At 63.6% G+C, this 21,663-nt stretch carries 24 protein-coding genes; 20 read left to right on the top strand and 4 right to left on the bottom strand.

Annotated elements, in window-relative coordinates; translation table 11 throughout:
- Positions 1-111: 111 nt before the first annotated feature.
- The 14 genes from AC1RRE_RS10100 (at position 112) to AC1RRE_RS10035 (ending at position 11,026) form a co-directional block, all read left to right on the top strand.
- Positions 112-1,215, top strand: coding sequence for a YeeE/YedE family protein (locus AC1RRE_RS10100; protein ID WP_492980999.1), 1,104 nt, complete (start codon positions 112-114; stop codon positions 1,213-1,215).
- 16 nt (positions 1,216-1,231) lie between these two features.
- Complete coding sequence (locus AC1RRE_RS10095; protein ID WP_492980998.1) at positions 1,232-1,975, top strand: cytochrome c biogenesis CcdA family protein; 744 nt, start codon at positions 1,232-1,234, stop codon at positions 1,973-1,975.
- Between the two features lie 64 nt (positions 1,976-2,039).
- Complete coding sequence (locus AC1RRE_RS10090; RefSeq protein WP_492980997.1) at positions 2,040-3,143, top strand: PAS domain-containing sensor histidine kinase; 1,104 nt, start codon at positions 2,040-2,042, stop codon at positions 3,141-3,143.
- Entirely contained in the window at positions 3,140-3,577 is a 438-nt protein-coding gene (locus tag AC1RRE_RS10085; protein ID WP_492980996.1) for a response regulator, read from the top strand. Before AC1RRE_RS10090 ends, AC1RRE_RS10085 begins: the two co-directional genes overlap by 4 nt.
- Positions 3,578-3,648: 71 nt before the next feature.
- A complete protein-coding gene (locus tag AC1RRE_RS10080) occupies positions 3,649-4,356 on the top strand; it encodes an ABC transporter permease (RefSeq protein ID WP_492980995.1) in 708 nt (235 codons plus the stop codon).
- Positions 4,353-5,090, top strand: a complete 738-nt coding sequence (locus tag AC1RRE_RS10075; protein WP_492980994.1) for an ATP-binding cassette domain-containing protein — start codon at positions 4,353-4,355, stop codon at positions 5,088-5,090. Before AC1RRE_RS10080 ends, AC1RRE_RS10075 begins: the two co-directional genes overlap by 4 nt.
- Positions 5,091-5,111: 21 nt before the next feature.
- Positions 5,112-5,948, top strand: coding sequence for an ABC transporter substrate-binding protein (locus AC1RRE_RS10070; RefSeq protein ID WP_492980993.1), 837 nt, complete (start codon positions 5,112-5,114; stop codon positions 5,946-5,948).
- 38 nt (positions 5,949-5,986) lie between these two features.
- Positions 5,987-6,748: a molybdate ABC transporter substrate-binding protein gene (locus AC1RRE_RS10065; RefSeq protein ID WP_492980992.1), complete on the top strand. Its 762-nt coding sequence runs from the start codon at positions 5,987-5,989 to the stop codon at positions 6,746-6,748.
- A gap of 15 nt (positions 6,749-6,763) precedes the next feature.
- Positions 6,764-6,967, top strand: a complete 204-nt coding sequence (locus AC1RRE_RS10060) for a TOBE domain-containing protein (protein ID WP_492980991.1) — start codon at positions 6,764-6,766, stop codon at positions 6,965-6,967.
- Positions 6,967-8,013 carry an iron ABC transporter substrate-binding protein gene (locus AC1RRE_RS10055; protein WP_492981351.1) on the top strand — a complete coding sequence of 349 codons (1,047 nt, stop codon included), beginning with the start codon at positions 6,967-6,969 and terminating at the stop codon, positions 8,011-8,013. The genes AC1RRE_RS10060 and AC1RRE_RS10055 overlap by 1 nt, the downstream gene beginning before the upstream one ends.
- Positions 8,010-9,020 carry a FecCD family ABC transporter permease gene (locus AC1RRE_RS10050; protein WP_492980990.1) on the top strand — a complete coding sequence of 337 codons (1,011 nt, stop codon included), beginning with the start codon at positions 8,010-8,012 and terminating at the stop codon, positions 9,018-9,020. The genes AC1RRE_RS10055 and AC1RRE_RS10050 overlap by 4 nt, the downstream gene beginning before the upstream one ends.
- Positions 9,017-9,808, top strand: a complete 792-nt coding sequence (locus AC1RRE_RS10045) for an ABC transporter ATP-binding protein (protein WP_492980989.1) — start codon at positions 9,017-9,019, stop codon at positions 9,806-9,808. Before AC1RRE_RS10050 ends, AC1RRE_RS10045 begins: the two co-directional genes overlap by 4 nt.
- 26 nt (positions 9,809-9,834) lie before the next feature.
- A complete protein-coding gene (locus tag AC1RRE_RS10040) occupies positions 9,835-10,302 on the top strand; it encodes a nuclear transport factor 2 family protein (RefSeq protein ID WP_492980988.1) in 468 nt (155 codons plus the stop codon).
- A gap of 40 nt (positions 10,303-10,342) precedes the next feature.
- Complete coding sequence (locus tag AC1RRE_RS10035) at positions 10,343-11,026, top strand: SOS response-associated peptidase (RefSeq protein ID WP_492980987.1); 684 nt, start codon at positions 10,343-10,345, stop codon at positions 11,024-11,026.
- On the opposite strand, the gene AC1RRE_RS10030 is transcribed toward AC1RRE_RS10035, so the two are convergent.
- Complete coding sequence (locus AC1RRE_RS10030; RefSeq protein WP_492980986.1) at positions 11,023-11,775, bottom strand: SDR family NAD(P)-dependent oxidoreductase; 753 nt, start codon at positions 11,773-11,775, stop codon at positions 11,023-11,025. The two genes, AC1RRE_RS10035 and AC1RRE_RS10030, sit on opposite strands and share 4 nt — an antisense overlap.
- Before the next feature lie 113 nt (positions 11,776-11,888).
- Between AC1RRE_RS10030 and AC1RRE_RS10025 the strand changes: the two genes are divergently transcribed.
- Together AC1RRE_RS10025 and eutC are read left to right on the top strand one after the other, a co-directional pair.
- On the top strand, positions 11,889-13,274 hold the full coding sequence (locus tag AC1RRE_RS10025; protein ID WP_492980985.1) for an ethanolamine ammonia-lyase subunit EutB: 1,386 nt from the start codon (positions 11,889-11,891) through the stop codon (positions 13,272-13,274).
- Positions 13,271-14,011, top strand: coding sequence for an ethanolamine ammonia-lyase subunit EutC (eutC, locus tag AC1RRE_RS10020; protein WP_492980984.1), 741 nt, complete (start codon positions 13,271-13,273; stop codon positions 14,009-14,011). Before AC1RRE_RS10025 ends, eutC begins: the two co-directional genes overlap by 4 nt.
- Here the strand turns inward: eutC and AC1RRE_RS10015 are convergent.
- A complete protein-coding gene (locus AC1RRE_RS10015; protein ID WP_492980983.1) occupies positions 14,001-15,422 on the bottom strand; it encodes an FMN-binding glutamate synthase family protein in 1,422 nt (473 codons plus the stop codon). The genes eutC and AC1RRE_RS10015 overlap by 11 nt on opposite strands.
- 257 nt (positions 15,423-15,679) lie before the next feature.
- Here AC1RRE_RS10015 and AC1RRE_RS10010 point away from each other — a divergent pair, with 257 nt between their 5' ends.
- Complete coding sequence (locus AC1RRE_RS10010; RefSeq protein WP_492980982.1) at positions 15,680-16,744, top strand: cache domain-containing protein; 1,065 nt, start codon at positions 15,680-15,682, stop codon at positions 16,742-16,744.
- On the opposite strand, the gene AC1RRE_RS10005 is transcribed toward AC1RRE_RS10010, so the two are convergent.
- Positions 16,741-18,132: a class II fumarate hydratase gene (locus AC1RRE_RS10005; protein ID WP_492980981.1), complete on the bottom strand. Its 1,392-nt coding sequence runs from the start codon at positions 18,130-18,132 to the stop codon at positions 16,741-16,743. The genes AC1RRE_RS10010 and AC1RRE_RS10005 overlap by 4 nt on opposite strands.
- Before the next feature lie 306 nt (positions 18,133-18,438).
- Between AC1RRE_RS10005 and AC1RRE_RS10000 the strand changes: the two genes are divergently transcribed.
- Complete coding sequence (locus tag AC1RRE_RS10000) at positions 18,439-19,491, top strand: methyl-accepting chemotaxis protein (RefSeq protein WP_492980980.1); 1,053 nt, start codon at positions 18,439-18,441, stop codon at positions 19,489-19,491.
- A 2-nt stretch (positions 19,492-19,493) separates the two neighbouring features.
- Here AC1RRE_RS10000 and AC1RRE_RS09995 read toward each other — a convergent pair whose 3' ends face one another.
- Entirely contained in the window at positions 19,494-20,414 is a 921-nt protein-coding gene (locus AC1RRE_RS09995) for an SAM-dependent methyltransferase (RefSeq protein WP_492980979.1), read from the bottom strand.
- Positions 20,415-20,832: 418 nt separating this feature from the next.
- On the opposite strand from AC1RRE_RS09995, the gene rpsF reads away from it, so the two are divergent.
- Together rpsF and rpsR are read left to right on the top strand one after the other, a co-directional pair.
- The gene (gene rpsF, locus AC1RRE_RS09990) at positions 20,833-21,330 is read left to right on the top strand and encodes a 30S ribosomal protein S6 (protein ID WP_492980978.1); all 498 of its coding nucleotides are present in this window, start codon (positions 20,833-20,835) and stop codon (positions 21,328-21,330) included.
- Positions 21,330-21,620, top strand: a complete 291-nt coding sequence (rpsR, locus tag AC1RRE_RS09985) for a 30S ribosomal protein S18 (protein ID WP_492970908.1) — start codon at positions 21,330-21,332, stop codon at positions 21,618-21,620. Before rpsF ends, rpsR begins: the two co-directional genes overlap by 1 nt.
- Positions 21,621-21,663 lie beyond the last annotated feature (43 nt).

The following is a 21,663-nucleotide window of genomic DNA, read 5'->3' as shown; positions in this document are numbered from 1 at the left end:
CACTTCATATCTGGGCAAGACATAATACTTCACATGCTTGATGTAAATCCTATACTCCCCGGCATCCCGCTATAAATGCTGGCAAATCCGCCTGGAGGGTCTGCGCCCATCATGACCGACCTGCCCTTGCCCGCCCTCGTCAATCTCTCCGGCCTGCTGCTGGGACTGGTCTTTGGCGCCGTGGTCCAGCGCAGCAACTTCTGCACCATGGGCGCGATCAGCGACTATGTGCTGATGGGCAATGCGGATCGTCTGCGCAGCTGGGTGCTTGCCATCGCCATCGCCATTCTTGGCAGCCAGTTGCTGCAGCTTCATGGCCTGATCGATGTCCGGCGCTCGATCTATACCGGCACGAGCTTGAGCTGGTTCGGTGCCCTGCTCGGTGGCCTGATGTTCGGCTTCGGTATGGTGCAGGCCGGCGGCTGCGGCAACCGCACGCTCTCCCGACTGGGCGCGGGTAACCTGAAATCCCTGCTGGTCGTGCTGATGATCGGCCTGTCGGGCTATATCACCCTGCGCGGCCTGCTCGCACCGCTGCGCGTCTGGCTGGAACGCGGCACCAGCCTCGACCTGAAGGCGCAGGGTTTCAGCAGCCAGACTCTCCCTGACCTGATCGGCAGCAGCTTCGGCGTCGATGTGCAATCCGTGCGCTGGACACTCGCACTGTTGCTGCCGGCCCTGCTGCTGCTCTGGATTTTCCGCGATGTACGTTTCCGCCGCCAGACCACGCTGATCACTGCCGGCATTATCGTCGGCCTGATCATCATCGGCGGTTGGGCCACGACCGGCATCCTGGGCGCGGAAGGCTTCGAGCCGGTGCAGCTCGCCTCGATGAGCTTTGTCGGTCCCATCGGTGCGGCGCTCCAGTATCTGATGACCTTCACTGGCGCGAAGCTGGATTTCGCGGTCAGCAGCGTGGCCGGCGTGATCCTCGGCGCGTTTGTCATGGCGAAGATCGACGGCCGCTTCCGGCTTGAAGGCTTTACCAGCCTGCCCGATCTGCTGTCGCATCTGCTGGGCGGAGTGTTGATGGGCGTGGGCGGCGTTCTGGCGCTGGGCTGCACGGTCGGTCAGGGTCTCACCGGCCTGAGCACGCTGGCCCTGGGCAGCTTTGTCGCAGTCGCCGGCATCGTGATTGGCGGTGTGCTGGGCATTCGCTATCTTGAGGAAGGCAGCCTGCCGGGCGCCCTGCGCGCGCTGTTCGCGCGCAGCTGACAGGTTCGCGCATCCCATGAACGGTCTCGACATTTCCTATGCGGCTGCCGCCGGCGCTGGACTGATCAGCTTCCTTAGCCCCTGCGTGCTGCCGCTGGTACCGGCCTATCTCTGCTTTGTCGCCGGCACCACGCTGGACCGCGTCATCGTCACCGACGATGCCGATCCGGCGCTGACGCGCCGCGTCTTCGTCTCGGCGCTGGCTTTCGTGATCGGCTTTTCGACGGTCTTCATTCTCATGGGGGCCTCGGCCTCGGCGCTGAACCGGCTGCTGGTTCAGCATATGGACATCATCGCCAAGATCGCCGGGGTGGTGATCGTGCTATTCGGCCTGCACACCATGGGCCTGCTGAAAATCCCGCTGCTCTATCGCGAGGCCCGTCTCACACCACAGGATCGCCCCGTCAACCTGGTCGGGTCTTACGTGATCGGCCTGGCCTTCGCCTTCGGCTGGACCCCCTGCGTCGGTCCGATCCTGGCCACCATCCTGACCGTGGCCGCCAGCCGCGAGGACCTCGGCTATGGCATTTCCCTGCTGGCGACCTATGCGCTGGGACTAGGCATTCCTTTCCTGCTGGCCGCGCTGGCGATGAACCCTTTCATCAAGTTCATGCAGAAATTCCGTCGCCATCTGCGCAAGGTGGATATCACCGCCGGGGTACTCCTTGTGGGTACCGGCATCCTCATCTTCACCAACAGTCTGGGCCAGTTCAGCTATTATCTGCTGGACATGTTTCCCTGGCTCGCCCGGCTCGGCTGATGCCGCCGCACCACACCCAAATGATCACTAGACCGCTGCCCGTTTACGTCTGCACGGTAGGCGCATGGACACAATTGCAGCAGACAAGGCAGATACTTCGGTCGCGCATCGCGGCGTATGGGGTGATTCGAGCCCTTTAAGCGAGAGCCTGCCGACTCTGATGGCAGCGCTAAAGGCGCAAAACCAGTTGATGCTGGTCGAGCGCAATTTCCTGGTGCACCTGTTCGATACCGCCCCCGGACTGATGTGCGTCCTCCTCGGACCCCAGCATGTCTTCGAATTCGTCAATCGCGCCTGGCTGACCATTATGGGCCGGGATGTTCTCGGCATGCCGGCAGGAGACGTGCTGCATGGCGACGCCAAGCAAATCCTCACCAAACTGTTCGACAGCGTCGTGAAATCGCGCCTGCCCTGCACCAGCCATGGCCTCCACATCGCCCCGCTGCGCCGGGACGGGACCAGAGGCGCCGATTATTATCTCGATCTCAGCTATCAGCCGATCCTCGACGCCAGCGGGGCCGTCATCGGCGTGTTTGTTTCTGGAATCGATGTCACCGAAAACATTCTGATACAGAATCAGCAGCAGTTCCTGATGGAAGAGCTGAATCACCGCATCAAGAATGTGTTGGCAACCGTCTCGGCCATTGCCATCAACACGCTGCGCGGCTGCGAAAGTCCGGCCGATTTCGTCGAGGCTTTCCAGTCACGCCTGACAGCACTCTCGCATACACATGAAACTCTCGTCCGCAGCGAATGGGCAGGAGCCGACCTGCATGAACTGCTGGAAAAGGTGTTTGAGCCTTATGGCATTGCCTCACAGATAACGTTGTCAGGCGAACCCGTCCGCCTGACGCCCCGCTGCGCGCTTTCGCTCGGCATGGTGTTTCACGAAATGGCGATCAATGCCGCGAAGTATGGCGCACTGTCCGTCGAAGCAGGCCGTCTCGACATCGGATGGCAGTGCATCGACACATCCGGCAGTCCACTGGTGCTGACATGGCTGGAACGCAACGGCCCCCCTATGGCATTGCCCAAAGCGCACGGCTTCGGATCACGCCTGATCGAACGCAGCATCGCCCGTGAACTGAACGGCGCCCTGACTATCGAATATGGGGCGACGGGCCTGGCCTGTCACATGATCCTGCCCCATCAGGTGATGGATACATGACCAGCATGCCCGATATTACCGGCACCAAAGTCATGCTGCTGGAGGACGACCCCCTGGTTTCCATCGTGATGGAAGATATCCTGCAGCTCGATCTCGGCTGCATAGTCCTGGGCCCCTTTTTGAACCTGCAGGATGCTTTCGACTTCCTCCGCGATCATTCCGAAGACATCGACATCGCGATTCTGGACGTGAATATCCAGGGTGAGCGCAGCTTTGAGCTCGCCGAACGATTGGAGAAGTTGAACATCCCTTTCTTCTTCTCCACCGGCTACGACGAGGCCACTGTAAGCCGGCGCTGGCCGACATGTCCTTGTACCAGCAAGCTGATCAGCGGGGCCCGATTGGCAACGGTGATCCGCCAGCAGATGGCAGCTCCCCATGCAGACCGCAAAAACTGTCAGACGGGCATTCTTTGGCAACAAATTCTTTTGTAGCCAAAACTTGCAATGAATATCAGCATTTAATACCTTTGCGCTGCCTCGCCTGACTGCGGTATTTGGTCGGTGTGAACACGATTTCCGACGCCTTCCTGCTGTCCCTGCAGATGATGCTGCGCCTCGATCCCGAGCTGCTGCGCATCGTCGGCCTCTCCCTCCGCGTCAGCCTCACCGCCGTGGTGATCGGCAGCGCCATCGGCCTGCCCTTCGGCGCCCTGCTGGCGCTCAGCCGTTTCCCCGGCCGCAACGTCTGCATCATCGTGCTCAACGCCTGCATGGGACTGCCGCCCGTGGTGGTCGGCCTCATCGTCTACCTGCTGCTCTCGCGCTCGGGTCCGCTCGGCCCCATGGGCTGGCTGTTCACCCCGGCCGGCATGGTGATGGCGCAGGTGGTGCTGATCACGCCGATCGTCGCCGCGCTGTCGCGCCAGACCGTCGCTGATCTGTGGCTCGAATATGAAGAACAGCTCCGTTCGCTCGGCCTCACGCCGCTGAAGGCCATCGCCACCCTGCTATGGGACGGGCGCTTTAGCTTAAGCACCGCCGTGCTGGCCGGTTTCGGCCGCGCCATTGCCGAAGTCGGCGCCATCATCATCGTCGGCGGCAATATCGCCGGCTATACCCGCACCATGACCACGGCGATCTCGCTGGAGACCAGCCGCGGCGATCTCGCACTCGCCATGGCGCTGGGCATCGTGCTGCTGACCATCGCCATCGGCATCAACGCCACCGCCACCACGCTCGGCAATGCCGCGCGGCAACGGCAGGGCGCATGACCATGCACGCCCGCGCCTCCCTTCTGCCGCTGCGCCTTGATGCCGTCGGCTACAGCGTCAACGGCCAGACGCTGATCAGCGACCTGACGCTGGATTTCGAGACCGGTGCGCCGACGCTGGTGCTAGGACCCAACGGTGCCGGCAAGAGCCTGCTGCTGCGGCTGTGCCATGGCCTGATCAAGCCGACGACCGGCCGCGTGCAATGGCAGGGTGCGGCGCAGACACCAGAGCAACTGCGCTTCGGTCAGGCCATGGTGTTCCAGAAACCTGTATTGCTGCGCCGTTCGGTGCTGGCCAATGTCATCTTCCCGCTCAAATTGCGCGGCCTCGATCACGCCACGCGCACCGCAAAAGCGATGAGCGTGCTGGATCGCGTCGGCCTTGCCGCCTTTGCCGAACGGCCGGCTCGCGTGCTGTCGGGCGGCGAGCAGCAGCGCCTGGCGCTGGCACGCGCCTGGGCGCTGGAGCCGCAGATCCTGTTCCTCGACGAGCCGGCCGCAGCACTGGACCCCAATGCCGCGCGTCAGGTGGAAAGCATTATCGACAGCATCGCGCGCGGCGGCACCAAGATCGTGATGACCACGCATGATCTGGGGCAGGCCCGCCGCCTGGCCGGCGATGTGATCTTCCTACATCGCGGCCGCGTCACCGAGCGCACGCCGGCAAACCGCTTTTTCGACACTCCGCAGAGCGAGCCCGCACAGGCTTTCCTCCGCGGCGATCTCACCTGGTAGACATCAATGGAGGAAACCACAATGAAACGTCGTCATCTTCTCGGCCTGATCGCCGGCACCGCGCTTGCTCTTGGTGCACTGCCCTCGCTGGCGCAAGACAAGTTCATCGTCGTCGCCAGCACGACATCCACGGAACAGTCGGGCCTGTTCGGCCATATCCTGCCCGCCTTCACCAAGAAGACCGGCATCCAGGTGCGCGTCGTGGCGCAGGGCACCGGCCAGGCGCTGAAGACCGCCGAGCAGGGCAATGCCGATGTCGTCTTCGTGCATGATCCGGTTGCCGAGCAGAAATTCGTCGAGGCCGGCTGGGGTGTCGACCGTCGCTTGGTGATGTACAACGACTTCGTCATCGTCGGCCCGAAGAGCGACCCGGCCAAGATCGCCGGCACCAGGGATGTCGTCGCCGCCTACAAGAAGATCGCTGCTGCCAAGGCACCGTTCGCCTCGCGCGGTGACAGCTCGGGGACTCACGCTGCCGAATTGCGCCTATGGAAGGAAGCCGATATCGACGTGAAGACCGCCGGTGACGGCTGGTATCGCGAGACCGGTTCGGGCATGGGCCCGACGCTGAACACCGCCAGCGGCATGAATGCCTATGCCTTCACCGATCGCGGCACCTGGCTCAGCTTCAAGAACCGCGGCGACCTGACCATTGCCGTGCAGGGCGACGTCAAGCTGTTCAACCAGTATGGCGTCATGCTGGTCAATCCGGCCAAGCACGCCCATGTGAAGGTGCCGGAAGGCAAGGCCTTCATTGACTGGATCACCTCGAAGGAAGGCCAGGACGCTGTCGCCGCCTACAAGATCGAGGGCGAGCAGCTGTTCTTCCCGAACTACAAGCCCGGCGCGAATAGCTGATGCGCCGGCTGGCTCTTGTCTGTGCAACAATCATTGGCATGAGCAGCCATCCGTCCGTGGCGCAGGAACCGGTCCGCCTTTATGCGGCCGGTTCCCTGCGCGCGGCGATGACCGAGATCGCAACCGCCTTCAAAACCGAAACCGGCCTGACAGTGGCCGGCACCTACGGTGCATCGGGGCTGCTGCGGGAGCGCATCGAAAAGGGCGAGCCGGCCGAGGTCTTCGCCTCCGCCAACATGGAACACCCGCAGATGCTGGCGCGGAGCGGCAGGCTCGGCCCGGTCTCGCTTTTCACCCGCAACGAGATGTGCGCTCTGGTGCATCCCGCGCAAAACAGCGTGACGCCCGAGACGCTGCTGGCCCGCATGCTGGATGCCGGCACCCGGCTCGGGACCTCGACGCCGAAGGCCGATCCCTCAGGCGATTACGCCTGGGAGGTATTCCGCAGGGCCGATGCCGTGCAGGCCGGCAGCTATGCGAAGCTGGATGCCAAGGCGATGCAGCTCACCGGTGGCCCGCAATCGCCCCCGCCGCCACCGGGACGCAATGTCTACGGCATGCTGGTCGACCAGGGCCATGCAGACATCTTCCTGACATACTGCACCAACGCCGTACTGGCCCGACAGGAAACCCCGGCGTTGAAGCAGGTGGCCCTGCCGCCCGACCTGCGGGTCGGTGCCGATTACGGCATGGCCGCCGCCGTGAATGCCCGGCCGGAAGCCAGACGCTTCGCCGATTTCGTGCTTTCGCCCAAGGGACAGGCTATCCTGACAGCGCAGGGCTTCTCGCCCATCCGCTAACCAGGAGCTCCTCTCATGAAGCTGAGTGCGCGCAATATCCTCAAGGGCAAGGTCAAGCAGATCACCAAGGGCAAGACCACCGCCACCGTGAGGATCGCGGTTGGCGATGCCCTGGTCACGGCGTCCATCACCATGGAAGCGCTGGACGAACTGAAGCTGAAAAAGGGCGAAACGGCCTACGCCATCATCAAGGCTTCGGACGTCATCGTCGGCAAGTGATGCGGTTCAGCCGGCGGGCATTCCTCGGCACGACGCTCGCTCTGCCCTTTGCAGCACGGGCGCAGGCGCAAAGCCGCAGCATCACCGACGATGCCGGCCGCCGCGTTGCCCTGCCGGCGCAGGTCAGCCGCGTCTATGCCGCCGGACCGCCGGCCTCGCTGCTGCTGTTTGCGCTGGCGCCCGAGAAACTGCTCGGCTGGACCACGCCTTGGCGCGATCATGAACGACCCTTCGTCGATCAGCGGTATGCCGCGCTGCCGACGCTCGGCCGCCTCACCGGTCGCGGCAACACCGCCAATGTCGAAACCGTACTGGCGGCAAAGCCCGACCTGATCTTCGATTACGGCACTGTCAGTCCCACGTTCACGTCGCTGGCCGACCGCGTGCAGGAGCAGACCCGCCTGCCCTATCTCCTGCTCGATGGCCGCTTCGATGCCATGGCTGCCGGCATCGAAAAGCTGGGCGAGGCCATCGGTGAGCCGCAGCGCGCCACCGATCTTGCCGGCTGGGTACGCGTGCAGCTCGACCTTGTCGCCACGCGTCTCGCCCAGGTGCCGCAGAACCGTCGTCCGCGTGTCTATTACGGGCGCGGGCCGCGCGGACTGGATACAGGTCTTGCCGGCTCGATCAATACCGAGATCATCGAGCGCGCCGGCGCCGTGAATGTCGCCGCCGAACTCGGCCAGGGCGGCCTTGTGCAGGTATCACTGGAACAGGTGCTGGCCTGGAAGCCCGATGTGATCGTCACCATCGATCCGACCTTTCATGCCAGCCTGCGCGAGCCCTCGCCCTGGCAGGGTCTCCAGGCTGTGCGCGACGGCCGCGTCTATCTCGCGCCGAATGCGCCGTTTGGCTGGATCGATTTCCCACCGGCGCTCAACCGCCTGCTCGGCCTGCGCTGGCTCTGCGCCATTCTCTATCCGGCGCAGTTCCCCGAGGACCTGCGCAGCTTCACCGCCGATGCCTATCGGCGGCTCTATCACCAGACACCGAGCGACGCGCAGCTATCCGCCATGCTGCAGTCGATGAACGGCCTGACACGATGAGTCGCACGGTCTGGGCCTTTGCCGCTGCCGTCGCGGCGCTGCTGGTGATGGCGCTGGTGGCGCTGACGGCCGGGCGTTTCCCGCTGGGCACCGTGGATGCCGCACTCGCCATCCTGCGTAGTCTCACCGGCCAACTGCACGGCCTGGATGCTGGCGCCGAGAGCGTGCTGTTCGGCGTCCGCTTGCCGCGCGTCACGGCCGCCATCGCCGTTGGTGCAGCCTTGTCGGCAGCCGGGGCGGCCTATCAGCAACTGTTCCGCAATCCGCTGGTTTCACCCGATATCCTTGGCGTGTCGTCGGGTGCGGCCTTGGGTGCAGTGTTCGGCATCTTCCTGGGACTGGATGTACTGAGCATCCAGTTGCTGGCCTTCGCCGTCGGCCTTGGCACAGTGGCCGCCGTCTATGCCATCGCCATTGCCGTGCGCGGCCATGATCCTGTCCTGACGCTGGTGCTGGCCGGTGTGCTGATCGGTGCGCTTGGCGGTGCCGGCGTCGGCCTGATGAAATACCTGGCCGATCCCTATAACCAGCTACCTGCCATCACCTTCTGGCTGCTGGGCAGCCTCGCCGCTGTCGCGCCCGCCGATGTCTACGGCACGCTGCCGGTGGTGCTGGTCGGACTGGTGCCGCTGTGGCTCCTGCGCTGGCAGCTCGATGTGCTGTCGCTGGGTGACGAAGAGGCGCGCAGTCTCGGCGTGCACCCCACCCGCGTGCGGCTGGCCGTCATTGCCGGTGCCACGCTGATCACCTCGGCCGTGGTGGCGATCAGCGGCGTGATCGGCTGGATCGGCCTGCTGGTGCCGCATCTGGCGCGCCTGCTGGTCGGACCGCGCTTCGCGCTGCTGCTGCCGGCCTCGCTGCTGCTGGGTGCGGCCTACCTGCTGGCCATCGACACGCTGGCGCGCACGGCGGCGCGCATCGAAATTCCGCTGGGCATTCTCACCGCCGTGATCGGCACGCCAGTCTTCCTGTGGATTCTGGTCCGCACCCGCCGGAGCTGGCAATGAGCCTACAGGCGTGCGATCTCACCATCGGTTTTCCCGGCCGCGTGCTGGCGCAGGGCCTGTCACTCGCGCTGCAGCCCGGTGAAGTGCTCTGCCTGCTCGGTCCGAACGGTGTGGGCAAGACGACGCTGTTCCGCAGTCTACTCGGTCTGCATAAGTCACTCGCCGGACAGGTGACGATCGATGGTGTTGATCTGTCGACCCTCTCTCCGGCCGAGACTGCGCGCCGCATCGCCTATGTGCCGCAGGCGCAGACTGGCTATTTCCCCTTCACGGTTTTTGATGTGGTGCTAATGGGCCGCAATGCCCATCTGAAACCCTTCTCGGCTCCCACCGCCAAGGACCGCGCCACCGCCGAAGCAGCGTTGCAGCGCCTGGGCATCGCGCATCTGTCGGACAGCACCTACACCCGTATCTCCGGCGGCGAACGCCAGCTCACCCTGATCGCCCGTGCGCTGGCCGCCGAAACGCGACTGCTGGTGCTGGATGAACCGACCGCCAGCCTGGATTTCGGCAACCAGTTGCGCGTGCTCGACGAGATTGCGAAGCTGGCACAAAGCGGCATCGGCGTGCTGCTTTCCACCCACGATCCCGACCAGGCACTGCTCTGCGGTGACCGCGTGGCGATGCTGCGGCGCGACGGAACCCTGATCATCGGCCAACCGGATGCCGTAATCACGCCGGATGCACTGGAACAACTCTACGGCGTTGCAGTCGAAATCGCCGAGGTTGCATTGGCCGATGGCCGCCGCCGCCGTGTCTGCTTGCCGCTGACCGCATCTGCGCACTAGCATCCGGCAAAAGACCGGAGGAAAACATGGATACGCAGATGCTGCTGCGCCGCTTTTCGCAGGCCGTACAGGATCGCAAGGGCGCCGATTTCGCCGCGCTGTTCACCGAGGATGCCGTCTATCACGATGTCTTCTACGGCGCCTTCAAAGGCCGACAGAAGATCACCGAACTGGTGGATGACTGGTTCTATCGCACGGCCGAGGATTTCCGCTGGCACCTGCATGATCCGGTCAGCGATGGCAGGACGCTCTATGCCCGCTACACCTTTTCCTACAAATCCCTGCTGCCCGAGGCCGGTGGCAAACGCGTGATGTTCGAGGGCGTGGCGATCTTCACACTGCGCGACGGCCTGATCGCCGATTACCGCGAGGTGGCCAATGCCGGCCCCGCCCTGCTCGACCTCGGTTTCGCACCCGAACGGGTGGCCAAAATCCTGATCCGCGCCGGAGCGGAGCTGAAGGGCCGCGACGAAGCGCGCCCTCACCTCATATAGAGACTGGCCCGACTCGGAGCGGATCGGCTATGCAGGCTGCATGTGCGGACGCTTCAGCCAGACCAAGCCTCTCGACGATCTCGCCTCGTTTTTCGAGCTCTACGATGCCGGCGCGCGCCCTAATCTGCAGCCGCGCTGGAACATCGCGCCGACGCAGATGAGCGCCGTGGTGCGCCGTGCACCAGCCGGCCGCGAGCTGGCCATGCTGCGCTGGGGTTTTGCCGGGCCGAATAATGCGCCGCTGATCAATGCGCGCAGCGAGACCGCCACGCAGAAGCCCACCTTCTCCGAAGCCTTCGCGCAACGCCGCTGCCTGGTGCCGGTCGACGGCTTCTATGAATGGCAGGCCATCGAGGGCCAGAAGACCAAGCAGCCCCAGAAGCAACCTTGGCGCATCGGCCTGAAAGGCGGCAACGTCTTTGCCTTTGCTGGTCTGTGGCAGATCGAAGCCGCCTTCGGCAATGCCGAGTGTTTCACTATCCTCACCACGGCGGCGAATGACTATCTCGCGCCCCTGCACGAGCGCATGCCGGTGATCCTGCCGCGCGAACAGTTCGGCCTCTGGCTCGATCCGGCCACGCCGCGCGGCATCCTGCAGCGCCTGATGCAGAGCTATCCGGCCGAGGCGATGGCGCGCTATCGCGTCACCCCGGTGGTGAATGGCGTGAAGGTCGACGGGCCGGAATGCTTCGCGCCGCTGAACACGGCACTCAAGGTCGCCTAACTCAACATCTGCCCGCCATCGACCACGACGGCCTGCCCTGTGATCCAGCTTGCCGCATCCGAGCACAGAAACACCGACAGGTTTGCGACTTCCTCGGCCGTACCGAAGCGGCCGAAAGGAATGCTGCCAAGGATCGTACTATAAAGCTTCGGATTGCCCTGCTTGGCCTGGTCCCAGACGCCGCCGGGAAACTCGATCGAGCCCGGCGCCACGCAGTTCACCCGGATATTGCTTTTCGCCAGCGCCGCCGCCTGCGTCATGCTGAGCTGGATCAGTGCCGCCTTGACCGCGCCGTAGGGCGGCGTGCGCACGCTGGGCGCCAGACCGGCGATGGACGACACATGCAGGATGCTGCCGCCGCCGGCTTTCTGGATATGGGGAATGGCGGTCTGCGTGGCGCGCACGCTGCCCATCAGATCGACATTGATCGAGGCAGCCCAGCCTTCCTCGTCATCGGTACGGCCGAAACCCGAGGCATTGTTGACCAGGATGTCGATACCACCGAGTGCCTTGGCCGCCGCTTCCACATAAGCTTTCACCGCATTGCCCTGCCCCAGGTCGCAGGAGGCCGCGTGAACTTTCGCGCCGGTCTGCTGTAGCGCCGTCTCGGCTTCCTTCACGCCGCCTTCGCCGCGCGCGCAGATCGACACCGCACAGCCCTCCCTGGCAAAGGCCATGGCGATGGCGCGGCCGATACCGCGGCTGCCGCCCGCCACCACAACGCGCTTATTCTTGAGACCCAAATCCATGGTGTTTCTCCCGTCCTGTTTTTCCCAGCTTCGCGCAGGCGGATTGCCCATGCAACGGGTGGACAGCTTTGGTATGCTTCTCGCCGAACCAGCGGAACCAATCCGGGGTCTGCATGACGCGCTTTGCCGCCAGCCTGAACGGGACACGCCATGTCTTCGCCGACCTGAAGGCGTTGCTGGCCTGCGCCTCACCGCTGCGTTCGGGCGACCAGCTCGCCGGCATCGCGGCTACCAGCGACGAGCAGGGCGTGGCCGCAAAAATGGCACTTGCCGACCTGCCGCTGAAGACCTTTCTCGAGGATGCACTGGTTCCCTATGAACAGGATGAAGTCACGCGGCTGATTGTCGACAGCCACGATGCCGCCGCCTTTGCGCCTGTTGCGCATCTGACCGTGGGTGAATTCCGCGACTGGCTGCTCGGCTACCAGGCCGATGGCGCGACACTGGCAAGGCTCAGCAACGGCCTGACGCCGGAAATGGTTGCCGCCGTGTCCAAGCTGATGCGCAACCAGGACCTGATCGCCGTGGCCGCCAAGTGCCGCGTGATCACCGGCTTCCGCACCACGCTGGGCCTGCCCGGCCGGCTGGGCAGTCGGCTGCAGCCCAACCATCCGACCGATGACGCCGAGGGCATTGCCGCCGCCATGCTGGATGGTCTGCTGTTCGGCATCGGCGATGCGGTGATCGGCATCAACCCCGCCACCGACAGCGTGCCGGATGGCATCCGCCTGCTGGAGATGCTGGACGCGATCCGCCAGCGTTTCGATATCCCGATGCAAGGCTGCGTGCTGGCCCATGTCACCACCACACTGCAGATGATGGCGCGCGGCGCGCCGGTCGATCTGGTGTTCCAGTCGATTGCCGGCACCGAGGCGGCCAATCGCGGCTTCGGTGTCGACCTTGCCATCTTACGCGAAGCGCGCGATGCGGCGCTGGCGCTCAAGCGCGGCACGGTTGGCAATAACGTGATGTATTTTGAGACCGGCCAGGGCAGCGCGCTCTCCGCCAATGCCCACCACGGCGTGGACCAGCAGACATTGGAAGTCCGCGCCTATGCCGTGGCGCGTGCCTTCAAACCACTGCTGGTCAACACCGTGGTCGGTTTCATCGGCCCGGAATATCTCTACGACGCCAAGCAGATCATCCGTGCCGGACTGGAGGATCACTGCTGCGGCAAGCTGCTCGGCCTGCCGATGGGCGTCGATGTCTGCTACACCAATCACGCCGAGGCCGACCAGGACGACATGGACAGCCTGATGACTCTGCTGGGCACCGCCGGCGTCAACTTCCTGATCGCGGTGCCCGGCGCCGACGATGTGATGCTGAACTACCAGAGCCTGTCCTTCCATGATGTGCTCGGTCTGCGCCATTTGCTGAAACTGCGGCCGGCGCCGGAATTCGAGGCCTGGCTTGGCCGCATGGGCATGCTGGACGATCATGGCCGCCTGCCGCCGCCCGATGGCGGCACACTGCAACGCCTGGCCGGCATCGCACCATGAACGATGTCACGCGGGATATCTGGGCGCGCTGGCGCAGCACCACGCAGGCCCGCATCGGGCTTGGCCGCAGCGGCGATGCCCTGCCCACCCGGCCTTTGCTGGAATTCCAGGCCGCCCATAGCCGCGCGCGTGATGCCGTGCACGGGGCGGTAGATTTCGCGGCACTGGCCGACGCACTGGCACCGCATCCGACCATGCTGCTGCGCAGCCAGGCAGCCGATCGCGCCATCTACCTGCGCCGCCCCGATCTCGGACGACGTCTCGATCCGGCCTGCATCGACACGCTGACGGCAGCATCGGCCGACTGGGATGTGGCTTTCGTGATCGCCGATGGGTTGTCCGCCCGGGCCGTGGCGGCGCAGGCCGTGCCGCTGCTGCAGCGCTGTCTTGAGAGACTGTCAGGCTGGCGCGTCGCGCCCATCGCCCTGGTTGACCAGGGCCGCGTGGCCATCGGCGACGAGATCGGTGAAACCCTGAATGCCGCCGCCGTCGCCGTGCTGATCGGCGAACGCCCGGGGCTTTCCGTGGCCGACAGCCTGGGCGTCTATCTCACCTGGGCGCCACGCATGGGGCGCGTCGATTCAGAACGCAACTGCATTTCCAATATCCATGCAACGGGCATGAAGACCGCGCAGGCCGCCGACCTGCTGGTCTGGCTGCTGACCGAGGCGCGCAGCCGCAAGCTCAGCGGCATCGGCCTGAAGGTCGATCCGTCGGCCGCCCTGCCTAAAGGATGACGTCGCCGCCGTTGACACGGACATGCTGCGCCTTCAGGTCGCGCACCGACTTGCAGCCGCAGGCATGGGCGATGGCTTCGACATCGTGCTGCACCGCCTTGGCGTAATTGGCGACGCGCACCGCCTTGCGGGCGGGATCGAGGCCGCGCATGAACCGCGGTTCGTTCGAGGTCACGCCGGTCGGGCAATGACCGGTGTTGCACTTCATCGCCTGGATGCAGCCTAGCGAGAACATGAAGCCGCGCGCCGATACCACGTAATCGGCGCCCATGCAGATCGCCCAGGCCACCTTGTCCGGCGTCAGCAGTTTGCCCGACGCGACGAGCCGGATGCGATTGCGCAGCTCATAGGCGCGCAGGCGCTGGGCCACGTAGGGCAGCGCTTGGGTGATCGACTGGCCGACATAATCGGCCAACGGCGCCGGTGCGGCACCGGTGCCGCCTTCGGCGCCATCGACCTGGATGAAATCGGGTGCTTCGTCGACATGAGACTGCAGGTAATCGAAAAACTCGTCGATAAAGTCGTAGCTGCCGACCGCCATCTTGATGCCCACCGGCTTGTCGGTGATCTTGCGCACGCGATTGATCAGCGCCACCAGCGTCGGGATATCGGTGATATCGTGATGGCGGCTGGGTGAGATCGAAGCCTTGCCCGCCGGGATGCCGCGAATACCGGCGATCTCATCAGTCACCTTCGAACCCGGTAGGATGCCGCCGCGCCCGGGCTTGGCGCCCTGGCTCAGCTTGATGCAGAACATCTTCACCTGATCGAGGCTGGCGATCTTGCGCAGGCGCGCCTCGTCCAGATTGCCATCGGCATCGCGCACGCCGTATTTCGCCGTACCGATCTGGAAGGAGATGTCACAGCCGCCCTTCAGGTGATGCGACGACAGGCCACCCTCGCCCGTATCCATCCAGATACCCGCCAGCGCAGCGCCTTCCGAGAGCGCCTGCACGGCGGCCGATGACAATGCGCCGTAGGACATGCCTGAAATGTTGAAGAAGCTTTTCGGCTTGTAGGGATTGCCGACGATACCCTTGCCGATCCACTTGCCGGTGAAGGTCTCGGCTTCATCGTCGTTGATCGGGAATGCCGAGTGCAGGAAGTAGACATGGCCCGGTTGCTGGGAGTCGACCTCGGACCCGAAGGCGACATAGTTCGACACGCCTTTGGCGGAACGATAAACCCAGGCGCGGGTCAGGCGGTTGAACGGACGCTCTTCCCAATCGGCGGTGAACCAGTACTGGCGAAAATACTCGCCCATATTCTCCATGATGTAGCGGAAGCGACCATAGATCGGAAAATTCCGACGGACGGCATGATCGCGCTGTATCCAGCGGTCATAGACATAAAACCAACCGACCGTACCCACGCCTGCCAATGCGATGGCGGCTAAACCGTATGACAACATGACTGTTTCCTCACCCTGCTGGGCGATATTTTACCGGTATTGTCGTAAAAATAGAGTTGAAAATTGTATATATGCACCGGACAGGGCACTTATTTGCCTGCATTTCATGCAAGCATTTATGACAACTTTCACAAGTAGTTTTATTCCAAACCATTGCCACAGAAACCTGTGGCGGCCCGCAATGATTCGTGGCAATCCCCCCGCTCGCAGGCAACGGCGCTTGCAATAAAAACGGGCCAAGGGGGGTCTTGCGGGTTATGACGCGTCAAATCCATAAGCTGATCGACAGTCTGGAGCGTGAAGTCCAGGACTTCGGGGTCAGCAACGAAAACATCGCTTTTCAAACAACCCTGCTGTCGCTGAATGCGTCCATCGAAGCGGCTCGCGCCGGAGAAGTCGGCCGGGGTTTTGCAGTGGTCGCACAGGAAGTGAAATCACTGGCCAACCAGGCCACCGTCAACTCGCGGCGCTTCCGCGATGTGGTGCTCAAGCGCATCTCTGAATCAAAGCAGGCCGCCGAGGCCATCATCAAGGATTCCGAAGGGCCCCGCCTGACCGATATGGCGCAGACACTGGTGCAGCTGATCGTGCGCAACCTGTATGAGCGCACCTGTGATTGCCGCTGGTGGGCCACCGACGACGCCATGTGGCAGGCACTGCAGCAACCCACCCGTGAGACCATCGCTCGCGCCGGCGAACGCCTCGGTGTCATCAACCGCTTCTACACGGTTTATCTCAATCTCGTCCTCGCCGATGCTAGCGGCAAGATCATCGCCGCTTCCAACCCCAGGCAGTTCCCGCGTGTGGTTGGCAGCATGGCCGATCGCACCCGCTGGTTTCAGGATGCGATGCGGAGCAAAAGCGGCGACGACTATATCGTCGACGACGTCAGCCAGGACGATGGTCACGACAACAAAGCTGTGGCGACCTATTCCGCCGCAGTTCGTGAGAACGGCCAGATCAATGGCAAGCCGATCGGCGTACTGGGCGTCATTTTCGACTGGGACAAGCAGGGCAAGAGCATCGTCGCCGACGAACCTTCGCTGAGCCGCGAGGAATGGCAGCGCTCGCGCTGCATGCTGCTCGATTCAAAGCTGCGCGCCATCGCGGTGTCAGATGACTTTGGCCTGTATCAGCATTTCGACCTGCGCCATCAGAACAAGCCGCGCGGCTTCTACTACCTGCCGAATGGCGACCTGGTGGCGTTTGCGCGCACCATCGGCTACGAGACCTATGACGGTCTGGGCTGGTATGGCGTGATCGTCCAGCAGGCCGCCGTGCAGGATGTGATGCAGAGTGAACCAGAGGTCATGCTGGCCTAAGGGCGCGGCCCCAGCATGGCGCGCGGGTCGGCCAGCCGGTCGTACTCAGCCTCGCTCAGGTAACCCAGCGCCACGGCAGCCTGCTTGGGACTGATGCCCTCGGCAAAGGCCTTGTTGACGATCTGCGCCACCTTGTCATAGCCCAGATGCGGGTTCAGCGCGGTGGCCAGCATGATCGAATGCTCGACATTGCGCTTCAGCGTCGCCTCATTGGGCTCGATGCCGGCCACCAGGTCGCGGCCGAAGACCTGCGCCGCATCGGCAAGCAGGTCGATGCTGGTCAGGATGTTGAAGATGATCACCGGCTTGGCGACGTTGAGCTCGAAATGACCGGCAGCCGCGGCATGCGTCACGGTGACATGATTGCCCATCACCTGATAGCAGACCTGCAGCAGCGCCTCGGCCAGGGTCGGATTGCGCTTGCCCGGCATGATCGACGAGGTCAGCCCGTCATGCGGCAGTACCAGCTCGGCCAGACCGGCGCGCGGGCCGGCGCCGAGGAAACGGATGTCGTTGGCGATCTTGGCCAGTGACACGGCAATGGTGTTCAGCATGCCGCTGGCTTCCACCAGCGCGTCATGGCCGCCCATGCCTTCGAACTTGTTCGGGTTGGTGACGAAGGGCAGCCTGGTCAGTTCCGCCAGTTCCTTTGCGAAGGCGACATCAAACCCGATCTTGGCGTTCAGGCCGGTGCCCACTGCCGTGCCGCCCTGCGCCACCGGATAGAGCCGCTTCAGCGCATCCTCGATACGATCGACGCCCAGCTCCACCTGGCGCGCCATCGCGCCGAATTCCTGGCCCAGCGTCATCGGCGTCGCATCCTGCAGATGCGTGCGCGCGATCTTGATCACGTCGCTCCACTTGTCCGCCTTCGCCGCCAGTTCCTTCTGCAGGCTCTGCAGCGCCGGGATCAAGCGCGCCTTCAGCTCCAGCACGGTGACGATATGCATCACGGTGGGGAAGCTGTCATTCGAGGACTGGCCGCGATTGACGTGGTCGTTGGGATGCACCGGCTTCTTGGTGCCCAGCGGCTGGCCCAGCAGTTCGTTGGCGCGGTTGGCGATCACCTCGTTGGCGTTCATGTTGGTCGCCGTGCCTGAACCGATCTGCCAGACCGGCAGCGGGAAATGGTCGTCGAACTTGCCCTCCCAGACTTCCCGCGCCGCCTGCTGGATCGCCTCGACCAGATCTTTCGGCAATTCATCCAGCCCGGCGTTGGCGCGCGCGGCAGCCAACTTCTGCAGGCCAATCGCCCGCGTCAGCGCCGGCGGCAGCTTCTCGCGGCCGATCTGGAACAGGGTCAGCGCGCGCTGGGTCTGCGCCCCCCAGTAACGGTCGGCGGGAACCTCGACGGTTCCGAAGGCATCACGTTCCTGGCGCGTCGGCATGGCGGAAATCCTTTCTGTCTGCCTGTAGCCACATAGGGTAACGGCAGAGCCCTTATAAGATGCCCAGGGAATGTACAGTGATGCTGTGCAGGCTGCTTAATATTGCACCACCATCGCAAAAATCAGCGCTGAACCAAGGTCGGGACCATTCCATTCTAGAAACAATTGTCACCTTCGGGGGACCTCTGCCGCTCCGCAGCTATCCTTAAGGAGGATATCGCATTCCCCCGATAACCAGTTTGTGATGCCGGCACGCATCCTGCAATGCTGACGGGGTCTCGCCACCACCCTGAGTTCATAAAAACCATGACTGCACAGACTCACCATCTGCAGGTGCATCAACTTATTGATGGCATCGAGCGCGACGTTCAGGAATTCGGCTCCAAGAACGAAAGCATCGCCTTCCAGACCACACTGCTGTCGCTGAACGCATCCATCGAGGCGGCGCGCGCCGGCGAAGTGGGCCGCAGCTTCGCAGTGGTGGCCCAGGAGGTGAAGGCGCTGGCCAACCAGGCGTCAGACAATTCCAAGCGCTTCCGCGAGGTGGTGCTGAAGCGCGTGGCGGATTCCAAACGTGCCGCCGAGGAAATCGTCGACCAGATCGTCAAGGACCTGGAGGGTCCGCGTCTCAGCGACATGGCGCAGACCATGGTGCAGCTTATCGTGCGCAACCTGTATGAGCGCACCTGCGACTGCCGCTGGTGGGCGACGGACGACTCCGTCTGGCAGGCCCTCGCTGAACCCTCGGACGAACTGTTCGCCCGCGCCAGCGAGCGGCTGGGCATGATCAACCGTTTCTACACCGTCTATCTCAATCTGGTGCTGGCCAACGAGAAAGGCCAGATCGTCGCCAGCTCAAACCCCAAGCAGTTTCCGCGCGCCGCCAATGCCTCGGTCGCCCAGACCCGCTGGTTCCAGGGCGCCATGCAGTCGACCAGCGGCGACGATTACGTGGTCGACGACATCAGCCAGAGCGGCAGCCATGACAACAAGGCCGTCGCCATCTATGCCGGCGCCGTGCGCAGCGGCGGCCAGATCCACGGCACGCCGCTGGGCGTGCTGGGCGTGATCTTCGACTGGGACAAGCAGGGCAAGAGCATCGTCAGGGACGAGCCCAGCCTCTCGCCCGAGGAGTGGCAGCGCACGCGCGTTCTGTTGCTGGACAACAAGCGCCGCATCATCGCATCAAGCGACAACCAGAACCTGTACCAGCCCTTCGCGCTGGAAACCGGTGACAAACAGCGCGGCTATTACTACCAGCCCGACGGCACGCTGATCGCCTTTGCCCGCACCATCGGCTACGAAACCTACGATGGCCTGGGCTGGTATGGCGTGATCAGCCAGAAGCCGAACTCATAAGTCTAATCGGGCCGGCGCCACAGCCAGGTCAGCTCGTGCTTGTTGTGATGCAGGTGCAGCACATGGCTGCCCGGAATCGCGGCGAAGGCGCGCGCCGTGTCGTGATCGGTCTCACCCTGGAATTTCAGCGTGCAGACCGCATTCTTCACCTGACCTGTTGCCAGCCAGCGCTCGGCCAGCTTCAGCAGCCGTGCCGGATAGCAGATCACGTCTGAACAGAGCCAGTCGACGCGCTCGAACTTTGACGGCTCCAGCGCAAAGGCGCTGCCCTGTTCCCAGCGCACCGTCTTCATCGCGGCAACATTGGGCGCGAGCGGCGCCTTGTCGATGGCGGTGACCGTTGCCTCGAGCGACCCCAGCACCCAGGTCCAGCCGCCAGGCGAGGAGCCGAGATCGAGACAGATATCACCCTGTTTCGGCAGGCCGCCGCCGAACAGCGCGGCGTGGCGCGTCAGCCCTTCCCAGAGTTTCAGATAGGCGCGGCTGGGCGGCCCTTCGCGATCCTCGATGAAATCGAACACGCCATTGGGCCGCGCGCTGGAACACTGTGCCGCGAACAGCATGCGATCAGGCGCCAGCAGGGTGAACGATCCCAGCGGGGCCGCATGCAGGGGCTGGCCAAAGACCAGCGGCTTGGCCGAGACATGCGGCAGCTTCTCGACAATCAGTTTCACGCGACCCGAATGCAGCGGCGCGTAAGCGGCCCAGTTGCGCTGGATCGCCTTCAGCTGCCCGGCCGCATCGCCGATGGACTGGATCGCCACATCCTGCACGTCATGCCAGATATTGGCGGCCCAGGCTGCGGGGCCGGCCTCCCCGCTGGCAAGGAACAGCCGGTCATGTTCAGCCGTGATCCGGCCGGCCAGCTCCTCGCGCAGCTGCGCCTCGAAGCCCTCGGCGGCCAGATATCCGGTGATGGTCATGGGGTGGTGAGTGCCGGAATGCAGCCGGGAGATCAAGGTTCACCAACGGCCAGGCCGATCCGCTTCGTTTTCGTTCCTTTGGCTTCGTTCCGGTTCGTTTGGCTTCGTTTGCGTTCGTTTTGGTTCGTTTCAGTTCGTTTGGCTTCGTTTTCGTTCGTTCCGGTTCGTCCGGGGTCCTGCTTCGGGCCTGGCCCAGGCTATAAATCCCGGAAATCCGCCAAAACACTCAAAAGAGAACATATAGGGAATATGATTTGGTTTTCAAGGGGGCAAACCATATTGCCACCCTGTGGAAAATCGCTATAGTCCGCGCCCTCTACATAGCTCCTTGCTGGACTCATACCGGGTCCGGCTAAGACCCGATCCGTCGACACGTTGTGTGTCGCCGCCGGGTCGCAACCCAGAAGGAGAGCTGCCGATGGCGTTCTACGAGAACGTTTTCATCGCGCGTCAGGATCTCTCGACCACCCAGGTCGAGACGATGGCCGCGCAATTCACTGACATCATCAAGGCCCAGGGCGGCGAGGTCACCAAGACCGAGCAGTGGGGCGTTCGCAATCTCTCCTATCGCATCAAGAAGAATAAGAAGGGCCACTACGTCCTTCTGAACATCTCTGCGACCGGTGCGGCGATTGCCGAACTGGAGCGCAACATGCGCATCCACGAAGATCTGCTGCGCTACCTCACGGTGCGCGTCGAAAAGCTGGAAGAAGGCCCGTCGGCCGTTCTCCAGAACAAGGATCGCGGCGAGCGCGGCGACCGTCCGGAGCGTGGCTTCGGCGATCGTGGCTTCGGCGGTGGTCGTGGCTTCGGCGGTGACCGCGATCGCGGCGACCGTGGTGACCGCGGCGAGCGTCGTCCGCGTTTTGAACGTGAAGAGTCGGCTCCGGCCGCTCCTGCTGGGGAGAACGCCTAATGTCGAGCACTGGTACCTCTTCTGAGCGTGGCGGCAAGCCCGCCGCCGGTGGCCGTGGCGGCCCTGCCCGCCGTCCGTTCTTCCGCCGTCGCAAGACCTGCCCGTTCTCGGGCGCGAATGCGCCGAAGATCGACTACAAGGACGTGAAGCTGCTCTCGCGCTTCATTTCCGAGCGCGGCAAGATCGTGCCGTCGCGCATCACCGCAGTCTCTGCCAAGAAGCAGCGCGAACTGGCCCAGGCCATCAAGCGCGCGCGCAACCTGGCTCTGCTGCCGTTCGTCATCAAGTAAGGACCCAGCCAGTTTCCGCATAGGAAACCGGAAGACCTGCAAC

It is taken from the genome of Ferrovibrio sp. GW821-FHT12D07, assembly GCF_058807275.1.
Note: the sequence above shows the minus strand (reverse complement) of the source record. Positions and strands in the feature narration are given on the sequence as shown.